Annotated in this window: 17 protein-coding genes and 1 pseudogene; 13 read left to right on the forward strand and 5 right to left on the reverse strand. The window is 68.0% G+C overall.

Features of this window, described 5'->3' with window-relative positions; translation table 11 throughout:
* Positions 1–165: 165 nt before the first annotated feature.
* A complete protein-coding gene (gene msrB / locus ABNQ38_RS13105) occupies positions 166–582 on the reverse strand; it encodes a peptide-methionine (R)-S-oxide reductase MsrB (RefSeq protein ID WP_377807808.1) in 417 nt (138 codons plus the stop codon).
* Positions 583–863: 281 nt separating this feature from the next.
* Here msrB and ABNQ38_RS13110 point away from each other — a divergent pair, with 281 nt between their 5' ends.
* Positions 864–2,057: a pentapeptide repeat-containing protein gene (locus ABNQ38_RS13110; RefSeq protein ID WP_377807809.1), complete on the forward strand. Its 1,194-nt coding sequence runs from the start codon at positions 864–866 to the stop codon at positions 2,055–2,057.
* A gap of 7 nt (positions 2,058–2,064) precedes the next feature.
* On the opposite strand, the gene ABNQ38_RS13115 is transcribed toward ABNQ38_RS13110, so the two are convergent.
* Entirely contained in the window at positions 2,065–3,072 is a 1,008-nt protein-coding gene (locus tag ABNQ38_RS13115) for a BMP family protein (RefSeq protein WP_377807810.1), read from the reverse strand.
* A 259-nt stretch (positions 3,073–3,331) separates the two neighbouring features.
* Here ABNQ38_RS13115 and ABNQ38_RS13120 point away from each other — a divergent pair, with 259 nt between their 5' ends.
* The 3 genes from ABNQ38_RS13120 (at position 3,332) to ABNQ38_RS13130 (ending at position 6,073) form a co-directional block, all read left to right on the forward strand.
* Positions 3,332–4,558 (forward strand): Bcr/CflA family multidrug efflux MFS transporter, encoded by a 1,227-nt coding sequence (locus ABNQ38_RS13120; RefSeq protein ID WP_377807811.1) that lies wholly within the window; start codon positions 3,332–3,334, stop codon positions 4,556–4,558.
* 109 nt (positions 4,559–4,667) lie between these two features.
* Positions 4,668–5,750 (forward strand): ABC transporter substrate-binding protein, encoded by a 1,083-nt coding sequence (locus tag ABNQ38_RS13125; RefSeq protein WP_377807812.1) that lies wholly within the window; start codon positions 4,668–4,670, stop codon positions 5,748–5,750.
* 5 nt (positions 5,751–5,755) lie between these two features.
* Positions 5,756–6,073, forward strand: coding sequence for a hypothetical protein (locus tag ABNQ38_RS13130; RefSeq protein ID WP_377807813.1), 318 nt, complete (start codon positions 5,756–5,758; stop codon positions 6,071–6,073).
* 28 nt (positions 6,074–6,101) lie between these two features.
* On the opposite strand, the gene ABNQ38_RS13135 is transcribed toward ABNQ38_RS13130, so the two are convergent.
* Positions 6,102–7,142, reverse strand: coding sequence for a 4-(cytidine 5'-diphospho)-2-C-methyl-D-erythritol kinase (locus ABNQ38_RS13135; RefSeq protein ID WP_377807814.1), 1,041 nt, complete (start codon positions 7,140–7,142; stop codon positions 6,102–6,104).
* Positions 7,143–7,216: 74 nt separating this feature from the next.
* Positions 7,217–7,765 carry an RBBP9/YdeN family alpha/beta hydrolase gene (locus ABNQ38_RS13140; RefSeq protein ID WP_377807815.1) on the reverse strand — a complete coding sequence of 183 codons (549 nt, stop codon included), beginning with the start codon at positions 7,763–7,765 and terminating at the stop codon, positions 7,217–7,219.
* A gap of 167 nt (positions 7,766–7,932) precedes the next feature.
* On the opposite strand from ABNQ38_RS13140, the gene ABNQ38_RS13145 reads away from it, so the two are divergent.
* Entirely contained in the window at positions 7,933–9,159 is a 1,227-nt protein-coding gene (locus ABNQ38_RS13145; protein ID WP_377807817.1) for a methyl-accepting chemotaxis protein, read from the forward strand.
* Here the strand turns inward: ABNQ38_RS13145 and ABNQ38_RS13150 are convergent.
* Positions 9,144–9,953 carry a class I SAM-dependent methyltransferase gene (locus ABNQ38_RS13150; RefSeq protein WP_377807818.1) on the reverse strand — a complete coding sequence of 270 codons (810 nt, stop codon included), beginning with the start codon at positions 9,951–9,953 and terminating at the stop codon, positions 9,144–9,146. The genes ABNQ38_RS13145 and ABNQ38_RS13150 overlap by 16 nt on opposite strands.
* Positions 9,954–10,007: 54 nt before the next feature.
* On the opposite strand from ABNQ38_RS13150, the gene gloB reads away from it, so the two are divergent.
* The 8 genes and pseudogenes from gloB (at position 10,008) to pstB (ending at position 18,458) form a co-directional block, all read left to right on the forward strand.
* Entirely contained in the window at positions 10,008–10,775 is a 768-nt protein-coding gene (gloB, locus tag ABNQ38_RS13155; protein WP_377807819.1) for a hydroxyacylglutathione hydrolase, read from the forward strand.
* A gap of 73 nt (positions 10,776–10,848) precedes the next feature.
* Positions 10,849–11,454 carry a glutathione S-transferase N-terminal domain-containing protein gene (locus ABNQ38_RS13160; protein ID WP_377807820.1) on the forward strand — a complete coding sequence of 202 codons (606 nt, stop codon included), beginning with the start codon at positions 10,849–10,851 and terminating at the stop codon, positions 11,452–11,454.
* 283 nt (positions 11,455–11,737) lie between these two features.
* Positions 11,738–13,963, forward strand: coding sequence for a HAMP domain-containing protein (locus ABNQ38_RS13165; protein ID WP_377807821.1), 2,226 nt, complete (start codon positions 11,738–11,740; stop codon positions 13,961–13,963).
* Complete coding sequence (locus ABNQ38_RS13170) at positions 13,927–14,346, forward strand: methyl-accepting chemotaxis protein (protein WP_377807822.1); 420 nt, start codon at positions 13,927–13,929, stop codon at positions 14,344–14,346. The genes ABNQ38_RS13165 and ABNQ38_RS13170 overlap by 37 nt, the downstream gene beginning before the upstream one ends.
* A gap of 200 nt (positions 14,347–14,546) precedes the next feature.
* On the forward strand, positions 14,547–15,614 hold the full coding sequence (gene pstS, locus ABNQ38_RS13175; protein ID WP_377807836.1) for a phosphate ABC transporter substrate-binding protein PstS: 1,068 nt from the start codon (positions 14,547–14,549) through the stop codon (positions 15,612–15,614).
* A gap of 108 nt (positions 15,615–15,722) precedes the next feature.
* On the forward strand, positions 15,723–16,706 hold the full coding sequence (gene pstC, locus ABNQ38_RS13180; protein WP_377807823.1) for a phosphate ABC transporter permease subunit PstC: 984 nt from the start codon (positions 15,723–15,725) through the stop codon (positions 16,704–16,706).
* A 5-nt stretch (positions 16,707–16,711) separates the two neighbouring features.
* On the forward strand, positions 16,712–17,593 hold the full coding sequence (gene pstA / locus ABNQ38_RS13185) for a phosphate ABC transporter permease PstA (protein ID WP_098735252.1): 882 nt from the start codon (positions 16,712–16,714) through the stop codon (positions 17,591–17,593).
* A gap of 53 nt (positions 17,594–17,646) precedes the next feature.
* Positions 17,647–18,458: pseudogene (gene pstB / locus ABNQ38_RS13190) on the forward strand (phosphate ABC transporter ATP-binding protein PstB).
* The last annotated feature ends 202 nt before the right edge of the window (positions 18,459–18,660 follow it).

Below are 18,660 nucleotides of genomic sequence, written 5' to 3' on the forward strand. Positions count from 1 at the left end.
TGCCCTCGCGACAACCCGTCGCACGGGGCGGATCATACCATCGCGCTCCGTGTCGGGGTTGTCATTTTTAGCCGAAATAGGGGCAAACTCGCCTTTTTTATTAGGGTTTATGACCGGACGGCGACAAGGCGAAGGAAAGCCGGCGGCCGGTCATAGTTCTGCCGGTCAGTCGGACTTTCCTTCGGGCTCGAAGCTCATGGCGACGCCATTTATGCAATAGCGCTTGCCTGTCGGCCGCGGCCCATCGTCGAAGACATGGCCGAGATGGCCTTTGCAGGATGCGCAATGAACTTCGGTGCGCGGATAGGCCAGCTTGTGGTCGGTGGAGGTTTCGACCGCTCCCGGCAGCGGCTCCCAGAAGCTGGGCCAGCCCGACCCGCTTTCGTATTTGGTGTCGCTGGCGTACAGCGGCTGGCCGCAGCCGGCACAGCGGTAGACGCCGTGGCGCTTCTCGTCGTTCAGCGGGCTGGTGCCCGGATATTCGGTGGCGTGCTCGCGCAGAACCTTGAACTGGTTGGGCGACAGGTCCTGCTTCCACTCCTGTTCGCTTTTGGCCGATGCTGTCTTGTCCGATTCGGGCATGCCGCCGGTCTCCCATGCAGATGGTCGGTGTTCTGGGCCCACTATATTGGGTCGCCATTCCCCCTACCCAAGCCGGAGGAGGCATCGATCACGCGGTCGTGACCGGCGGGCCGGCCTATGTCGGACCGGAAATGTCCCCTGCACCCAAAAATTCTTGCCGATCCGCCCAAGGTTCGACGGCTGGCATCTTCCGGAATTGAACCGATTTCTCTAACATCCAGGACGCCAACAGTCCGGGACAGCGTGTCCGGGACGGAAATGCCGGGGCAACGACGCGCCGCATGATGGATGAACGCTACCTCCGGGCGGTTCGCGATGCGCTGGTGCGCCACCAGCAGTGGCTTCTGCGCGACCCGGCAGGGAAGGGGCGGCGCGCCAACCTCAGTTTCTACGATCTGGCCGGGCTCGGCCTCAACCGCGTCAACCTGTCGGGCGCCAAGCTGACCGGCGCCAGCCTGACACGGGCGCGGCTGGTCGGCACCCTGCTGTCCAAGGCGGATCTGTATGGTGCCGACCTGTCGAAGGCCGACCTGACCGGGGCGCAGTTGCAGGGGGCGGATTTGCGCGGCGCCAGGGTGGATGGCGCCCGGTTGCAGAATGCCAACCTCCAGGGCGCCGACCTCCGTCGCGGCATGGTTCTGGACAGCGGCGAGTTCCGGGCCGCCGGCAATACGGACGGTACCACCACCTTCGTCGGCTGCACCCTGTCCGAGGCGGTGCTGACCGATTGCCGGATGGCGCAGTGCGATTTCAGCGGCAGCGACCTGTCCGGCGCCGACCTCACCGGCAGCGACCTCAGCGGCGCCATCCTGATCGGGGCCGACCTGACCGGGGCGACCATGCGCAAGACGACGCTGGACGGCGTGCTGATGTGCGGCGCCCGGCTGAACGACGAGCTGCGTACGGCGCTGGAGCGGCACGGCATCGATGTCGACGGCACCGGCCTGACCACCACCGCGGCGCGGATGAGCGAGCTGATCGCCGAGCATCAGATTCGGGTCGACAAGCTCGGCAAGGGTGGCGACCGCATCCAGCTCCAGCGCGTCGATCTGCGCGGCTACAACTTTGCCAACCAGCTGCTGTGCGGGGCGGTGATGCGGTTCTGCGGGTTGCGCGGGGCCGATTTCTCGGGCGCCAAGCTGATGATGGCCGATTTGTCCTACAGCGACCTGCGCGATGCCGACTTCACCAGCGCCGACCTGTCCGGCTGCAATCTGGAAGGTGCCAATCTGGCCGGAGCGAAGCTGTGGCGGGCCAAGTTCCGCAAGGTGGACCTTAGCGGCGACGGCAGCCGGCTGTGGCCGACCAGCTTCGCCAAGGCGCGGTTGAACGGCGCCGACCTGCGCGACGCCAGCCTTGCCGGCGTGGTGCTGCGCGGCACAGACCTGACCGCGATCAAGACCAGCTTCGCCACGCTGAAGGGCGCCGACCTGACCGGTGCCCGCGGCTGGCAGCCGTTCGAGGAGCCGGCATAATCGCGGTTCAGCTTCCGTCGGCCACCGGGATGCGGCCGGAGACGATGCCGCGGCGGGCGGCTTCCACCGTCTCCACCATCGCGGTCGTCACCAGATCGCGGTTGTTTTCGTCGAGCGCGTAATCGACCGCGAACTCGGCAAGGCCGAGCGCAACTGTGCCGGCGGTCCATCGGCCCTGGCGGGCCGCCTCGAAGCTGAATTCCACGGCCAGATCGACCCGCTTCAGCATCGAGGTCAGGATGGAGCCGGGATAGAGGTAGTTCTGGTTGCTGTCGACGCCGATGGCCAGCCGCCTTGCCTCGTTCGCCGCGGCGAAGATGCCGAAGTTGGAGACGCCGGCCCCGGCGAACACCACGTCGGCGCCGCGCTGGAACTGGCTGCGCGCCACCTCGGCCCCGCTGGCGGGATCGTTGAAGGCGGCCGGCGTGGTGCCGACGAAATTCACCAGCACCTTGACGTCGCCGCGGGCATGGCGGGCGCCCTGCTCGTAACCGGCGATGAATTTGCGGATCAGGGGGATGTCGAGCGCGCCGATGAACCCGACGGTCCCGCTTTTCGACGCCAGTGCCGCCAGCACGCCGACCAGGAAGGACCCCTCCTGCTCCTTGAAGGTGACGCAGCGGATGTTCGGCCCCTCCGCCACCGCATCGATCAGCGTGAAGCGGACCGCCGGGTGCGCTGGGGCCAGCCGCGCCAGCGGTGTCGCGTAATAGAAGCCGATGGCGACCAGATCGGTCACCCCGCGCCGCAGCAGCGAGGCCGCCGCCTGATCGAACTGCACGGGCGTGGAGGGCAGATATTCGGTGACGGTGATGCCGGTTGCGTTCCTGAACCGCTCCGCCCCGGTGAAGGCGCCCTCGTTGAAGCTCTTGTCGAATTTCTGCCCGGCGGCATAGACAAGTCCGGGGACCAGTCCGGGCTGGACGGCTGCGGCATGCGCGTGGTGCGGAAGCAGCGCCAGGGCGGTGCCGGCGGCACCGAGGGACAGGACCGACCGGCGGGTGGGGTGCGGCATGGCGCGGCCTCTGGCTGGGTGGAAGCCTGTGATCCGGGTTCAATTTTAGGCATGGATCATGGGGGTGAACCAGAATTTTATTACGCTGCGACCGCGGTGATTTGACCAGAACCTGGATTGTCGCGGCGGCGTTACGTCGCGGCTTGCTCAAGGCTGCCATGCCGAGACAGGACTTTGCGTCCGGCAGCGAAGGTATCAGCTTAAAAGCTGCGGATTCCGTCCGGCCGACTTCCCCATTCATTCATATCCGGATTTTCTGATGCTCGCGCGCCTTGCCGCCGTCCGTTCCCGTTCGCCTTCCGACAGCCCGTTCTTCATTGCAGCGTTGGGCGTGCTCATGTCGTTCGGGCCGATGGGCACCGACATGTATCTGCCCGGCATGCCGGCGATCAGCCGGGATCTGCATGCGGCGCAGGATCAGGTGCAGTGGACGCTGTCCGCCTTCTTCCTGGGGTTCGGCGTCGGGCAGTTGCTGTGGGGGGCGCTGAGTGACCGGTTCGGCCGGCGGATTCCGGTGGCGACCGGCATCCTGCTTTACGCCATCGGCTGCGTCGGCTGTTCGATGACCGTCGATGTCGGCCATCTCGCGGCATGGCGTTTCGTGCAGGCGGTGGGGGCCTGTGCCGGGCCGGTGCTGGTTCGCGCCATGATCCGCGACGTCTTCGAGCGCGACCGGGCGGCCAGCGTGCTGTCGATGATGATGCTGGTGATGGGGGCCGCCCCGATCATCGCGCCACTGATCGGCGGCCAGATCCTGGTGTGGGCGAACTGGCGCTGGATTTTCTGGGCCCAGGCCGCCTTCGGCATCGTCGCCTTGCTGGCGCTTGCCAGCCTGCCGGAAACCCATCCCGACTCGCGGCGCACCAGCCTGCGCCCGATGGTGCTGGGAGAGGCCTACCGCAAGCTGCTGACCGACCGCCGTTACCTGGGCTATGCGGTGGGATCGTCCTTCATCTATGCGGGGATGTTCGCCTTCATCTCCGGCTCGCCCTTCGTTTACATCGAGCTGTTCGGTGTGCGGCCGGAGAATTACGGCTTCCTGTTCGGGCTGAACATCGTCGGCATGATCATCGTCAACACGCTGAACAGCCGCGCCGTGATGCGCTTCGGTTCGGACGTGATGCTGCGGATCGGCGTCTGGCTGGCCGCCGCCACCGGCATCCTGCTCGTCGCCTGCGTGCTGGGCGGCTGGGGCGGGCTGTGGGGCTTGGTCGGCTGCCTGTTCCTGTTCATGTCGGTGACCGGATTCTGCTTCGCCAACTCCATGGCCGGGGCGTTGCAGTCCTTCCCGCAGATGGCTGGCACCGCGTCGGCGCTTGCCGGCATGCTGCAATTCAGCACCGGCGCGCTGTCGGGCTGGGCGGTCGGGTTGATGGCCGACGGCACCGCCATGCCGATGGCAGGGGTGATCGGCGGTGCGGCGCTGGTCAGTCTGGCGCTGAACCTGTGGCTGATCCGCCCGGTCCGTCGCCGGTTGCCGGCCTGATGATAAAACAAGCGTACAGTGTTGAATTGGTGTTCCTCCTGTCGGGACCGGCCGTGAATTGAAATTTGCGGCCGGCCCGACTAGGCTGGCGCGGCAAAAGGAGACCGTGATGCCGCAGACCCCGCCGAGCCACTTCATCAATTCCGACCGTCCGACCGCCCCCGACGTCAGCCGGCGCGAGCTTCTGCTGGGCGCGGCGGCCCTGGGCATCGCCGCTGCTGCCGCGTCGCTTCCGCTGCCGGCCTTCGCGGCGACCGGCCTGCGGGTCGGCTACATTCCGATCATCCCGATGACGCAGCTCTACGTGCTGACGGGTGAGGGCTGGGCTGCGGATGCCGGGCTGACGCTGCAAACCACCAGCTTCCAGTCGGGGCCGGCGATGATCCAGGCGCTCGCGTCCGGGACGCTGGATGTCGCCTATGTCGGCATCGGCCCGGCGATGATCGCCCGCTCGAAAGGGGTGAAGCTGAAGGTCGTCGCCGCCAACGTCATCGATCAGGTGGCGCTGATCGGCCGTGGCCCGCTGGTGAAGGCGATGGCCGGCGCCGCCAGCCCGGCCGAGGGGGTCAAGGCCTTCCACGCCGCCAACGGCCGGCGGCCGAAGATCGGCTCGCTGCCCGCCGGATCGGTGCCGGACACGGTGCTGCGCTATTGGATGGCGGAAATCGCCCGCATCCCCTCGGAGGATATCGAGATCGTCGGCATGGGCGAACAGCCCCTGCAGCAGGCGCTGCTGACCGGTGCCATCGACGGCGCATCGATCCTGGAGCCGATCCTGACGCTGGTGCAGTCGCGTCTTCAGGATGCAGCGATCATCGCCAAGGCCGGCAGCATGTTCCCCAGGCAGCCGGGTGCAGTGCTGGTGGTGACGGAGGATGCCATCGCCAAAAATCGCGACGCGGTGGCCGAACTGGTCAAGCTGCACATCCGCGCCACCGCCTTCGCCAAATCCAACCCGGACCGCACGGCGCAACTGGTGACCGACATCATCGGCAAGGGGCTGGTCGAACGCGACGTGATGCGGGCGGCGCTGACCTCCGACGCGACGACCTTCATCGACGACCCGCGGGTGATCCTGGACTCCACCAAGCAGATGCAGGCCTTCCAGCAATCGCTGGCCCAGATCACCGAACCGGTGGATGTCGACGCGCTGTTCGACTTCACCTTCCATGACGCGGCGACGAGGAAGTGACGGACATGGCGTCTCCGGGCATGGCGTCTCCCCTGCGGCTGGTCATCCACGCCCCCACCCCGGCCGCGCTGGAGCGGGCGCGGAACAATGCCCGCAACCTGCTGAAGGCGCGGCCGGATGCGGAGGTGCGCATCGTCGTCAATGCCGGTGCGGTCGCGGCAGCCCTCGACAGCCCGGATGATGAGACCGACCGGCTCCTGCGGGTCTGCGGTAACACGCTGGCGAAGACCGGCCGGACCGCGGAGGGGCTGACGGTGGTCGCCGCCGGCGTCCTCGACATCGCCGAGGCGCAGGCGGACGGCTGGGGCTACATGCGGGCGTAAGCCATCGGGAACCCTGGGGGAGCCCTCCTCAGCCCACGCCCCAGCCGCCGGTGTCCAGAAAGGGGACCGGGGGCGGCGGGACGGCTGCCGCCGGATCGGCGACGATGCCGCGCGGCAAGGCGGGGGCGCCGGCCGGGGTTGGGAGCAGGCGGGTCGGCCTGACCCACCAGCCGGGCGACGCCGCAGCGATGGATTTGGCAGCCGCCTCAGCCGCCGCCGCCGTGGCGTAGAGGCCGAAGCAGGTCGCGCCGCTGCCGGACAGGCGGGACAGCAGGCAGCCGGCGCTGCGCTCCAGCACCGCCAGCACGTCGGCAATCACCGGCGCCACCGTCAGGGCCGGGGCGGTCAGGTCGTTGCTGCGCTCCAGCAGCAAGGCCGCGAGGTCGGCCGCGTCGGCCGGTTTGCGGGTGAAGCGGGCCGGGGCGGAGAAGGTGCCGCCGCTTTCGGCGCGGGCGGCGGCCATCGCCTTGAACACCGCCGGGGTCGGCACCGGGACATTCGGGTTGACCAAGACCACATGGGTTTCCGGCAGGTCCGGCGCCTCGTCCAGTTCATCGCCGATGCCGCCGAAATAGCAGCTTCGCCCGGCGACGCAGACCGGCACGTCGGCGCCCAGCCCGGCGGCCACCGCGAACAGCGCCTGGTCGTCCGGCGCCACTCCCCACAGCCGGGCGAGCGCCCGCAGGCAGGCGGCGGCGTCCGCCGATCCACCGCCGATCCCCGATGCGACCGGCAGCGCCTTGGTCAGGGCGATCATCACGTCGGCCTCGCGCCCCAGCCGGACGGCCAGGGCATGGGCGGCGCGCATCACCAGATTGCTGGCGGGGGCCTCGCCCATCAGGGCCGGGCCGAAAGGACCGGCGATGGCCAGACGCGGGCCGGCCGGCGGCAGGTCGGCACCGCGCAGGGCCACCCGCGCTGCAGCCGGCGTCAGGGCGATGCTGTCGCCGAACCCGGCGAAGGCGACGAGACTGTCCAACTCGTGATAGCCATCGGCGCGCCGGCCGGTGACATGCAGGTAGAGGTTCAGCTTGGCCGGGGCGGCCTCGACGATGGGAAGACCGGTCATAAGCTCCAATCCGCTGGCGGGCGCGCGACGACGCTCCTGTGTCGCACCCTTTCGCCCGCAGCGGCAAGGGGAGGTTAGATTTGGGCCAGCATGTCCTTCAGCAGCGTTTCTCCCATCGGCCAGGGGCCATGGCCGCTGCCGCCGTTGATGTGACCGACCTCGCCCGCATCGATGAAGTCACCGCCCCACAGCGCGGCGAAGCCGCAGGCGCGGGCGGCGGTGCAGTAGGGATCGCTGCGGCTGCCGACCACCACCGCCGGGAAGGGCAGGGGATCGGTCGGCACCGGGGCGAAGCGGCAGGCCTCGGCCGGCACGGTTTGGGGCAATTCGACGTCGGGCGGGGCGACCAGCAGGGCGGCGGCGACCGTTTCCGTCCTGCCGCCGGTGGCGGCCCAGCGGGCGACGAGGATGCAGGCAAGGCTGTGCGCGACCAGCACCACCGGACCGGGTGCGGCATGGACCGCGGCGTCGAGCCGCTCCACCCAGCGGTCCGGCTCCGGCGCGTCCCAATCGCCCAGATCGACGCGGGTCAGGGCCGGCAGACGGCCTTCCAGCCAGCTCTGCCAGTGATCGGGGCCGGAGTTGCCCAGACCGGGAAGCACCAGAACGGTCGGCTGCGTCATTCTTTCAACTCTTCGTTCGCAAGTGTTGTGTGTACTGTCTGAAGATTGCGTGTGGGCGAAAGCGATGCTCTCCACGCGGTAGTTGGACGGCCGGCACATCCCGTCATGGCGGGTGGTGCCGTAAAATCCAATTGAAAACCATAATCGGGAAGAAGGGGAGAAGCGTCTTGGACATCAGCGCCACCATCGCACAGGATCTCTGCAACTCCATCGGCCGGGAACTGGACTCCGTTGTCTCCATTGCGGGCAAGAGCGGTGCCGTCATCGCCTCCACCGCGCGGGAGCGGATCGGCACCAGCCATCCGGTCGCCAGCGACATCGTGGCCCGCCGGCTGGACGAGCGCGCCGTCACCCGCGATGAGGCCGCCAAGTCGGGCGGCACGATGCGGGAAGGCTATGCCATTGCCATCGAACTGGACGGAGAGCGGGTCGGGGCGCTCGCCATCGCGGCGCCGGCCGATCAGGCCCGCCGGTTCGCCCGCCTCGCGCGCCATTGGGTGCTGGCGACCCTGCGGGCCGAAACGGCGGAAACGCGCCGGGTCGCCCTGATGCGTGAGTTGACGGAGCGGGTCGAACGCGAAGTCGGTGGGTTCGCCACCGAGCTGGCCGATGCCGGGCGCAGGCTGGAATCGGCGGTCGCGGCCGTCCGCTCCGCCGGGACGGATGGGTTGCGGCAGGCTGCCGACGCCGCGGGGGCGGCGCGTGCCGTGGATGGCTCGGTCAGCGCCATCGCCGGCATGCTCGACAGGCTGGCTTCCACCTCCGACCAGATTTCCAGCGACACCAGCAAGGCGCGGGAGATCAGCCTTGCCGCGGCGTCGGACAGCGACCGCGCCACCACGGTGATGAACTCGCTGCGCTCCGCCGCGGAACAGATCGCCAGCGTGGTCAAGCTGATCAATGCCATCGCCAGCCAGACCAACCTGCTGGCGCTGAACGCCACCATCGAGGCGGCGCGGGCGGGGGAGGCAGGGCGGGGCTTCGCCGTCGTCGCCAACGAGGTGAAGGCGCTGTCGCGCCAGACCGCCGACGCGACCAAGCAGATCGCCGATCAGGTCGCCAATCTGCAAAAGGAAACCGCCGCGGTGGACGAGGCGCTGGGCCGCATCCATTCCACCATCGGCTCGATCCAGGCGATCAACGGCACCGTCGCCGCCGCTATCGACGAGCAGGCGACCCTGACCTCGGACGTCGCGCGGTCGCTCGACCGCTCGCGTCAGGACGCCATCGCGGCGGAACAGCGGATCGGCGATGCCGAACAGACGCTGGGGGGCGTGACCCGCAATCTGGAGGAACTGACGGCGCTGAGCCGCAGCATCGCGGAGCGGGCCGGCAGCCTGGGCAGCGGTCTCGCCGGCCGCGTCACCGACGCGCTGCGTCAGGTGCGCGGATAAGGCTGCTGGCAGTCGACGAAGTAGCCGCCGACAATGGTGGTGCGGGGACTGCCGCTTCGGGCGGCGGGGGCCGCACCACCCGGCAGCGGCACGATCAGCCGGCGCTTCACCGGCTGTTGCGCCGCCCGGCGCGACACGCCGGCAAAGATTCGTTTTGATGCCTCGATCATCGTCACCCCGGCAAAGGCCTTGAACCAGCGCCCGCCGACCTCTTCCCAGGCGGGCGCCGTCTTTTGCAGGAAGTGCGAGCGCAGGGGCGGCATGAACAGGGCGTGGCGGGTGCGTTCCGGCACGAACATGGTGTCGCGCAGCACCTGCTTCAGCTGCGAGGCGGAATAGGGGAAACCGTGGCCGAAGGGCGTCCAGTCGGCGCGCGCCCACAGGCCGCGGCGGTTCGGCACCACCGCCAGTACCCGGCCGCCGCCGGCCAGCACGCGCCAGATTTCGCGCATCATCGGGCGCAGCTGCTCGGTGCCCTCGAGCCCATGGACCAGAAGCACGCGGTCGATGGTGTTGTCGCCGAAGGGCAGGTCGGCCTCGTCGCCCAGCGCGACCATGCCCGGCCCTTCCGCCGGCCAGAAGCTGACGCCCTGGCTGGCCGGCATCACCGCCACCACCCGGTCGGCCTCGCCCATGAAGGGCCGCAGGTAGGGCGTGGTGTAGCCGACGCCGAGGACGATCTGGTCGCGCACGTCCGGCCAGATGGTCCGGATGCGGCGGCGGATCATCCGCTGGGCCGTCTGCCCCAATCCGAACTCGTAGAACTCCCTCAGATCGACGATATCTGTGTACATGGTATCCCAAGCGTAACACGGGTTTCGTATCGCAACAGCAGGGAGTCCGCTGCCGTGGAGGTCATTCTCGTTCCGGCTTTCGCCGACAACTATATCTATGTGCTGCGCGACGCGGCATCCGGCAAGGTCGGTGTGGTCGATCCCGGCGACGCAGCCCCGGTGCAGGCCGAGCTGGACCGGCGCGGCTGGTCCCTGACCCACATTTTCCTGACCCACCATCACGACGACCATATCGGCGGAGCGGCGGCGCTGAAGGAGCGCTATCGCGCCAGCGTGGTCGGTGCCCGCGCCGACGCCCACCGCATTCCCGGCATGGACGTGGCGCTCAGCGACGGCGACCGGACGGTGTTCGGCGAGCAGACGGCCCGCGTCTTCGCCGTGCCCGGCCACACCAGCGGCCACATCGCCTTCTGGTTCGAGGCGGCGGAAACCCTGTTCAGCGGCGACACGCTGTTCTCGCTTGGCTGCGGCCGGCTGTTCGAAGGCGCGCCGGCCCAGATGTGGGACTCGCTGCAAAGCCTGCGGGCGCTGACCGACCGGACCCTGGTCTACTGCGGTCACGAATACACCCAGTCGAATGGCCGCTTCGCCCTGACCGTCGATCCCGCCAACGCCGCTCTGCATCAGCGGATGGAGGATGTTGCGGCTTTGCGCGAGCGGAACCAGCCGACGCTTCCCACCACCATCGGCATGGAACGGCGCACCAACCCCTTCCTGCGCGCCGACGATCCCGGTGTCCAGGCCGCCATCGGTATGGCCGGCGCCCCGTCGGTGGAGGTGTTCGCCGAACTGCGCCGGCGCAAGGACCATTTCCGGGGATGAGGGGTGCAGACTGGCCGGCGGTCCGGCCTGACGCCAGACTGCGATCAACAGAATTGAATTGGAAGGAATGTGCATGTTGAAGCTGCGCTGGAGCCCCACCTCGCCCTACGTGCGCAAGGTGATGATGGTCCTGATCGAACGCGGGCTGGAGGACCGGGTGGAGCGGGTGACGACCGATCCCTGGTCTGCCGACACCGACCTGCCGACGGACAATCCGCTGGGCAAGGTGCCCGCCCTGACGCTGGAGGACGGCATCACGCTGTTCGACAGCCCGGTGATCGTCGAGTATCTCAATTCGCTGGGCGACCGGGCGCCGCTGTTCCCGCCGGCCGGCCCGGCGCGCTGGACGGCGCTGCGCCAGCAGGCCATCGCCGACGGCATCTGCGACGCCGCGATCCTGCGCCGGCTGGAATCCATGCGTCCGGATGGCGAGAAATCGGCCAACTGGATGGAGCGCCAGCGCAAGGCGGTGGCCCGTTCGCTCGACCTGCTGGAGGCGGAAGCCGCGTCGCTGGAGGGGGAGGCCACCATCGGCAGCCTGTCGGTGCTGGTGGCGCTCGGTTACCTGGATTTCCGTTTCGGGCACGAGGATTGGCGTGAGGGGCGTCCGGCACTGACCGGCTGGTTCACCAAGGCCTCTGACCGTGACAGCCTGCGGCGGACGGCACCGCCGGTGTAACGTCGACGCTCCTTCCAGATTTTACGCGGTATGCGTGCAGTAACGCGGCGCCCGGCCCAGTTGGGCGCCGCTATTCGTTTCACGCGCTGTTTACGTTCAATTCACCAAGAACGGCCGGGCGACCGATGATTTCCGGCGCGCAGCAATCTTTCGATTGTGCGTAGCGAAAACTTCATCCAACCGTCACCGATTCATCCAACCAGAAGGGCTACCCATGGCACCGGCCGGCTTGCGGAGAACCGCGGGCGCGGTACGGACAACCTCCAAGCCACGGGTGGCCCATATGGCAAAGCCTATCGACCAGCGCCGGCGGTCCGGCATCAAGTCGAAGATGCTGATCGCCTTCGGAACCGTGGCGGCACTGCCCTGCATCGCGGCGGTGGTCGGCTGGATGTCCTACGGCGCCGTCCGCGGCCATGTCGCCGACATCACCGGCACCCAGGTGCCGGTGCTCAGCGCCGCCCACGGCCTTGCCACCACCACCGCGCGGGTGCTGGCGCTGGGGCCGCTGATCGACGCCGCATCGTCAGAAGAGGATCTGGTCCGGCTGCGCAACGCGGCGGGCGAGCAGCGCCAAGGGCTGAACGGTCAGCTCGCCCAGCTGGCCGTCGGACAGGGCCATACTGGTGGCGATGCGGCCCGCGTCTCCGAACTGACCGGCACCGCGCGCTCTCTGCTGGGCACCATCGACGCGCTGGGGACGGCGACCGGACGGCGGCTGACCTTGCAGGAACAGCGCAGCGGCCGGCTGGCGGAGCTGAGCGATGCCCATGCCCGGCTGCTCGCCGCGCTGAAGCCGGACATGCAGGCCTCGCGAGAGCAGCTGGCCCAGGCGATTTCCGCGATGGTTCAGGCGACCTCCAAATCCTCCGCGGTGATCGGCGCCGAGCTGGGGCAGACGGTGATCCCGCTGTTCCAGCTGCGCGGTGCCGAGGCGGCCCTCGCCAAATCGCTGCTGATCGGCGCCTTCGAGACCAACCGGTCCAAGGTGATGTCGCTGTCCACCGACTTCAACTCCGCCCTGTCCGACCTTCAGGGTGCGCTGCGTCCGCTGGCGAAAAGCGAGGCGGCGGCTCCGGTGGTGTCGACGATCAACGAGCTTGCCGCTTTCGGCGACGGCGATGTCAGCGTCTACACCCGCCGCGTCCGCCAGCTCACCCCCGGCATTCCGGAAGTGGAGGCGCAGAAGCTGGCCAAATCGCTGGCCGCCGGTGTCGACGACATCGTCCGGCTGGACCGCGACGCCAACGCCCGCATGCTGCCGCTGATGCTGAATTCGCGCGGCCGCATCGCCGAGGCCGGCAATGCGATCGCCGAGCGGATGCAGGATCGGTCCACCAACATGGTCCCGGCCGCGCAGCAGCGCTACACCGCATTGAGCGGCCTGATGGCCGACGCCAATTTGCTTGCCGGCAAGCTGGCGGAAGCCGGCAACGCCGAGACGCCGGCCCGTCTGGCTGCCGCCCGCCGCATGCTGGACCCGCTGGCGGCAACGATCCGCAGCACCCTGACCGCTTCCGGGGACGATCTGGGGGCCGAGGTCCGCCGGCTGGCGGAGCGGCTGCTGGAGCTTGGCTTCGGCAACGACGGCATCCTGGCGTTGCGGACCGGCGAGCTGGCGGCCTATGCCGAGAATGCCACGCTGATCGACAGCAACCGCAGCACCGGCGCCGCCCTGACCGCGATGGTCGACGGGCTGGTCCAGGCGGCGGAGAAGGCGACCGCCGACGGGGCCGCCGCCGCCCACGAGGCGCTGGAGCGCACCAACCAGGTCCAGATCCTGCTGGCGACCGCCGGCGTGCTGCTGGCCGGTCTGATCGTCTCGCTCTATGTCGGCCGCCGCGTCGTCGGCCGGATGGAGACGCTCGCCGATGCCATGCGCCGGGTTGCCGACGGCGACCTGACGGTGGAGCAGAAGGCCGACGGCAATGACGAGATCACCGACATGGCCCGCGCACTGTTCGTCTTCATCGCCAACGCCCGCGCCATGGAAGAGGCGCACGAGAAGGTGGAGATCGAGCGCCGCAACGCCGCGTCGGCCCGCCGCACCAGCATGCTGGAGATCGCCGACCAGTTCGAACGCAACGTGCTGAGCAGCGTCGAAACGCTGGCCGAGGCCGCGCGCCAGATGGCTGCCCGCGCCCGCTCGCTGACTGACATCGCCGCCAACGCCAACGACCGCGCCGAGGCCGCGATGCAGCTGTCCGGCGAGATGGCGGCGGGGATCCAGCAGGTGGCGACCGCCGCCTCGGAAATCTCCCAGTCCATCGCCGAGATCAGCAAGCGCACCGGCAAATTGGCCCGCATCATCGGCGACACCGCCGCAGGCGCGGAGCAGGTGAAGGCCACCGTCGCCGACCTGTCGAGCACGGCGGGAGAGATCGGCACCGTCGTCGGGCTGATCGACGAAATCGCCGGCCAGACCAACCTGCTGGCGCGAACGCCACCATCGAGGCGGCGCGGGCAGGGGAGATGGGCCGCGGTTTCGCGGTGGTCGCCGGAGAGGTGAAGGCCCTTGCCGGCCAGACCGCCCAGGCCACCGCCGAGATCGCCCGCCAGATCGCCGCGACCCAGGCGGCCAGCCGCGAGACGGCGGAGGTGGTGGCGGCCATGGCCGGCAGCGTCCAGCGCATCGAATCCAACGCCTCGGCCATCGCCGCGGCGGTGGAGGAGCAGGCGACCATCACGTCGAGCATCGTCGACAGCTCCCACCGCGTGGCGGTTGGCACCCAGGCGGCGTCGGACCATGTCGCCGGCCTGTCCGAGGCCGCGGCCAAGGTGCGCGCCCAAGCCGGCGATGTGCTGCTGGTGGCGGAAGGCCTGTCGCACGAGGCGACCAGCCTCGGCTCCGCGGTGCATCTGTTCCTCCAGGAAATCCGGGCCGCGCGATGAGCCTTCCCAGGACTTCGCGTTCCCGGTCGCGAACGGGTCGGTTTCATAAAACTGACACGTAAACAAAACAAACCCGTCACCGGCGGCGGCTATGGTCACCGCGACGAAGAAGGCGGGTTACGTCATCCGGCCAAGGCCGGGCTTTTCCGAAAAACCCAACCAAACCGTCCAAACCTATCGGGAGTTTAGCCGTGAAAACCATGACCTCGGCGTTCGTTCGCTGCGCCGCCTTCGGTGCCCTGGCCGTCCTGTCCGTGTCGGTCGCGCCGATTTCGGTCGCTTCGGCCGCCGACATCTCCGGCGCCGGCGCCACCTTCCCGTACCCGATCTATGCCAAGTGGGCCGACGCCTACAAGAAGGAGACGGGCACGGGCCTGAACTACCAGTCGATCGGTTCGGGCGGCGGCATCAAGCAGATCAAGGCCAAGACGGTCACCTTCGGCGCGTCGGACATGCCGCTGAAGCCGGAAGAGCTGGAGCAGGCCGGTCTGATCCAGTTCCCGATGATCATGGGCGGCGTGGTTCCGGTCGTGAACCTGAAGGGTATCAAGGCCGGCGAGGTCAAGCTGTCGGGCACCGTTCTCGCCAACATCTACATGGGCGAGATCACCAAGTGGAACGACGCGCAGATCAAGGTGCTGAACCCCAACGTCAACCTGCCGAACACCGCCATCGCCCCGGTCTACCGCTCTGACGGGTCGGGCACCAACTTCCTGTTCACCGACTACCTGTCGAAGACCAGCCCGAAGTTCCAGACCCAGATCGGCGCCAACACCTCCGTCCAGTGGCCGGCCGGCATCGGCGCCAAGGGCAACGAGGGCGTGGCCAACATGGTCAAGCAGACGGACGGCTCGATCGGCTACGTCGAATACGCCTACGCCAAGCAGAACAACATCACCCACCTCGACCTGCAGAACAAGGACGGCAAGACGGTCTCCCCGAAGATCGAGGCCTTCCAGGCCGCCGCCGCCAACGCCGACTGGGCCAATGCCAAGGGCTACTACGTCCTGCTGACCGACGAGCCGGGTGCGGAGAGCTGGCCGATCACCGGCGCCAGCTTCATCCTGATGTACAAGACCCCGCAGGACGCGGCGTCTTCGGCCGAGGCGCTGAAGTTCTTCGACTGGGCCTATAAGAACGGCTCCAAGATGGCGACCGATCTGGACTATGTCCCGATGCCGGACGCCGTGGTGTCGCTGGTCCAGAAGACCTGGTCGCAGACCATCCAGGCCGACGGCAAGCCGGTCTGGACCGCGTCGGCCAAGTAACGACGGCCAACCGACCCCGGGCGGGCCGCTGGTTGGCGCGCCCGGGGGCATGATCGCCGGAGGGGACGGAAATTGCGCCGTCCCCACCGCACGCCTCACGGAGCGGCCATGACCGAGATCGCGCGGACCTTGACCGACGCACACGCCTCCACCGCCCGACGGGCCCGCCGCCAGCGCCTGCAGGATGCGGCTTTCCGCAACGCCACCCTCGCATTCGCGCTGCTCGTCCTGCTGATCCTGGGCGGCGTCACTGTTTCCCTGATCGACGGCGCGCTTCCGGCACTCCGCGCGTTCGGCTTCGGCTTTGTCGGCACCGAAGTCTGGAACCCGGTGTCCGAACAGTTCGGCGCGCTCGCCCCCATTTACGGCACGCTGGTAACCTCGGTCATCGCCATGGCTGTCGGCATTCCCGTCAGCTTCGGCATCGCCCTGTTCATCACCGAGATGTGCCCCGCCTGGCTGAAGCGTCCGCTCGGCGTCGCCATCGAGCTGCTCGCCGGCATCCCCAGCATCATCTACGGCATCTGGGGCCTGTTCGTCTTCGCCCCCTTCATGCAGTCGACCATCCAGCCCTTCCTGATCAATACGCTGGGCCAGATCCCCGGCATCGGCAACCTGTTCATGGGCCCGCCCTACGGCATCGGCATCCTGACCGCCGGCCTGATCCTGGGCATCATGGTTCTGCCCTTCATCACCTCCATCACCCGCGACGTCTTCGAGACGGTGCCGCCGATGGTGCGTGAATCCGCCTACGGGCTGGGGGCCACCACCTGGGAGGTGGTGTGGAACGTGGTGCTTCCTTACACCCGCACCGGCGTCGTCGGCGGCGTGATGCTGGGGCTGGGCCGCGCGCTGGGCGAGACGATGGCGGTGACCTTCGTCATCGGCAACGCGCACCGCATCAGCTCCTCGATCATGGCACCGGGCACGACGATCTCGGCCTCCATCGCCAACGAGTTCACCGAGGCGGTGGGCGACGTCTACACCTCCTCGCTGGTGGCGCTCGGCCTGATCCTGTTCCTGATCACCTTCGCCGTCCTGTCGATCGCCAAGCTGATGCTGCTGCGCCTGCAGCGCAAGGCCGGAGTCTGAGGCCCATGACGATGTCCAATTCCGCGACGCTGGCGACGCCCATCGGCGGGCTCTATCACCGCCGGCGCATCGCCAACAAACTGGCGCTGTCCCTGGCGCTCGGAGCCGCCGGCTTCGGCCTGTTCTGGCTGGTCGCCATCCTGTGGACGCTGCTCTACAACGGGCTGTCGGCCATCAACCTCAGCCTGTTCACCGAGAACACCCCGCCGCCGGGCGGCGAGGGCGGCCTGCTGAACGCCATCTTCGGCAGCGTCGTCATGACCGCAGTCGCCACCGCGGTCGGCACCCCGGTCGGCGTCATGGCCGGAACCTATCTGGCCGAGTTCGGGCGCAACACGAAGCTGGCCGAGGTGGTGCGCTTCATCAACGACGTGCTGCTGAGCGCGCCGTCGATCATGGTCGGCCTGTTCGTCTACGAGGTGCTGGTCGTCCGCATGGGCCATTTCTCGGCCTGGGCGGGCGCCATGGCGCTCGCGGTGCTGGTGATCCCGGTCGTCGTCCGCACGACCGAGGACATGCTGAAGCTGGTGCCCAACAGCCTGCGCGAGGCCGCCGCCGCCCTGGGTGCTCCGCAATGGAAGGTGATCACGATGGTCGCCTACCGTGCCGCCCGCAACGGCATGATCACCGGCATGCTGCTGGCTGTGGCCCGCATCAGTGGCGAAACCGCACCGCTGCTGTTCACCGCCCTGAACAACCAGTTCTGGAGCGCGGACATGAACGCGCCGATGGCCAACCTGCCGGTGGTCATCTTCCAGTACGCGATGTCGCCCTATGAGGACTGGCGCCAGCTGGCCTGGGGCGGCGCGCTGCTGATCACGGTCGCCATCCTGCTCCTCAACATCGGCGCCCGGCTGCTGGCCGGTCTCGGCACGACGAGAAAGTAACCATGACGATGACCCACATGGACGCCAACAGCCCCGCCCACGGCAGCCACCAGATGCCTCCGGGCATGCTCGCCGGGACAGTCGCCGAGCGCGCAATCGCCGGTGCCGGCCTGCCCGAGAAGATCAGCGTCCGCAACCTGGACTTCTTCTATGACGGCTATCGGGCGGCGAAGAGCATCTCGCTGCCGCTCTACGACCGTCAGGTCACCGCCTTCATCGGCCCGTCGGGCTGCGGCAAGTCGACGCTGCTGCGCATCCTGAACCGGATGTACGACCTCTACCCCAAGCAGGTCGCCACCGGCGAGGTCATGCTGGACGGCGTGAACATCCTGTCGCCCAAGCAGGACCTGAACCTGCTGCGCGCCCGCGTCGGCATGGTGTTCCAGAAGCCGACGCCGTTCCCGATGTCGATCTACGACAACATCGCCTTCGGCGTGAAGCTGTACGAGAAGCTGTCCCGCGCCGACATGGACGAGCGGATCGAGTTTTCGCTGCGCCGTGCCGCCCTGTGGGACGAGGTGAAGGACAAGCTGCGCCAGAACGGCATGAGCCTGTCCGGCGGCCAGCAGCAGCGCCTGTGCATCGCCCGAGCCATTGCGGTGAAGCCGTCGGTCCTGCTGCTCGACGAGCCGACCTCGGCGCTCGATCCTATCTCCACCGCCAAGTGCGAAGAGCTGATCGACGAGCTGCGGTCCGACTACTGCATCGCCATCGTCACCCACAACATGCAGCAGGCGGCCCGCATCTCCAACTTCACCGCCTTCATGTATCTGGGCGAACTGATCGAGTTCGGGAACACGGAAGAGATTTCACCAACCCGACCAAGGAAAAGACGTCCGAATACATCACCGGCCGTTTCGGCTGAGGTTGTTTGCGCTGCCGGTCTTTCCCGCATTGGGGAGGGCCGGCGGCATTCCGTCTTGTGGACGTTGGAAACGCTCGCAGTATTTCCATAATCATTCTTATATGTTTTTCCGGTGTAAACGCAATGTCAGAATGTCAGTCCCTCGCAATATAGAAGTGTCAGTCTCCTGGTAGGCTCATCCTGGCGTGTCACTGATTGTTTT

Origin of the sequence: Azospirillum sp. A29 (genome assembly GCF_042604625.1) — a bacterium.
Classification (GTDB): domain Bacteria; phylum Pseudomonadota; class Alphaproteobacteria; order Azospirillales; family Azospirillaceae; genus Azospirillum; species Azospirillum palustre.

What these genes read in the sequence shown, in the direction of transcription:
- msrB (WP_377807808.1), bottom strand. Translation starts at nt 582, where the DNA reads ATGCCCGAATCGGACAAGACAGCATCGGCCAAAAGCGAACAGGAGTGG.
- ABNQ38_RS13110 (WP_377807809.1), top strand. Translation starts at nt 864, where the DNA reads ATGATGGATGAACGCTACCTCCGGGCGGTTCGCGATGCGCTGGTGCGC.
- ABNQ38_RS13115 (WP_377807810.1), bottom strand. Translation starts at nt 3,072, where the DNA reads ATGCCGCACCCCACCCGCCGGTCGGTCCTGTCCCTCGGTGCCGCCGGC.
- ABNQ38_RS13120 (WP_377807811.1), top strand. Translation starts at nt 3,332, where the DNA reads ATGCTCGCGCGCCTTGCCGCCGTCCGTTCCCGTTCGCCTTCCGACAGC.
- ABNQ38_RS13125 (WP_377807812.1), top strand. Translation starts at nt 4,668, where the DNA reads ATGCCGCAGACCCCGCCGAGCCACTTCATCAATTCCGACCGTCCGACC.
- ABNQ38_RS13130 (WP_377807813.1), top strand. Translation starts at nt 5,756, where the DNA reads ATGGCGTCTCCGGGCATGGCGTCTCCCCTGCGGCTGGTCATCCACGCC.
- ABNQ38_RS13135 (WP_377807814.1), bottom strand. Translation starts at nt 7,142, where the DNA reads ATGACCGGTCTTCCCATCGTCGAGGCCGCCCCGGCCAAGCTGAACCTC.
- ABNQ38_RS13140 (WP_377807815.1), bottom strand. Translation starts at nt 7,765, where the DNA reads ATGACGCAGCCGACCGTTCTGGTGCTTCCCGGTCTGGGCAACTCCGGC.
- ABNQ38_RS13150 (WP_377807818.1), bottom strand. Translation starts at nt 9,953, where the DNA reads ATGTACACAGATATCGTCGATCTGAGGGAGTTCTACGAGTTCGGATTG.
- ABNQ38_RS13160 (WP_377807820.1), top strand. Translation starts at nt 10,849, where the DNA reads ATGTTGAAGCTGCGCTGGAGCCCCACCTCGCCCTACGTGCGCAAGGTG.
- ABNQ38_RS13165 (WP_377807821.1), top strand. Translation starts at nt 11,738, where the DNA reads ATGGCAAAGCCTATCGACCAGCGCCGGCGGTCCGGCATCAAGTCGAAG.
- ABNQ38_RS13170 (WP_377807822.1), top strand. Translation starts at nt 13,927, where the DNA reads ATGGGCCGCGGTTTCGCGGTGGTCGCCGGAGAGGTGAAGGCCCTTGCC.
- pstS (WP_377807836.1), top strand. Translation starts at nt 14,547, where the DNA reads ATGACCTCGGCGTTCGTTCGCTGCGCCGCCTTCGGTGCCCTGGCCGTC.
- pstC (WP_377807823.1), top strand. Translation starts at nt 15,723, where the DNA reads ATGACCGAGATCGCGCGGACCTTGACCGACGCACACGCCTCCACCGCC.
- pstA (WP_098735252.1), top strand. Translation starts at nt 16,712, where the DNA reads ATGACGATGTCCAATTCCGCGACGCTGGCGACGCCCATCGGCGGGCTC.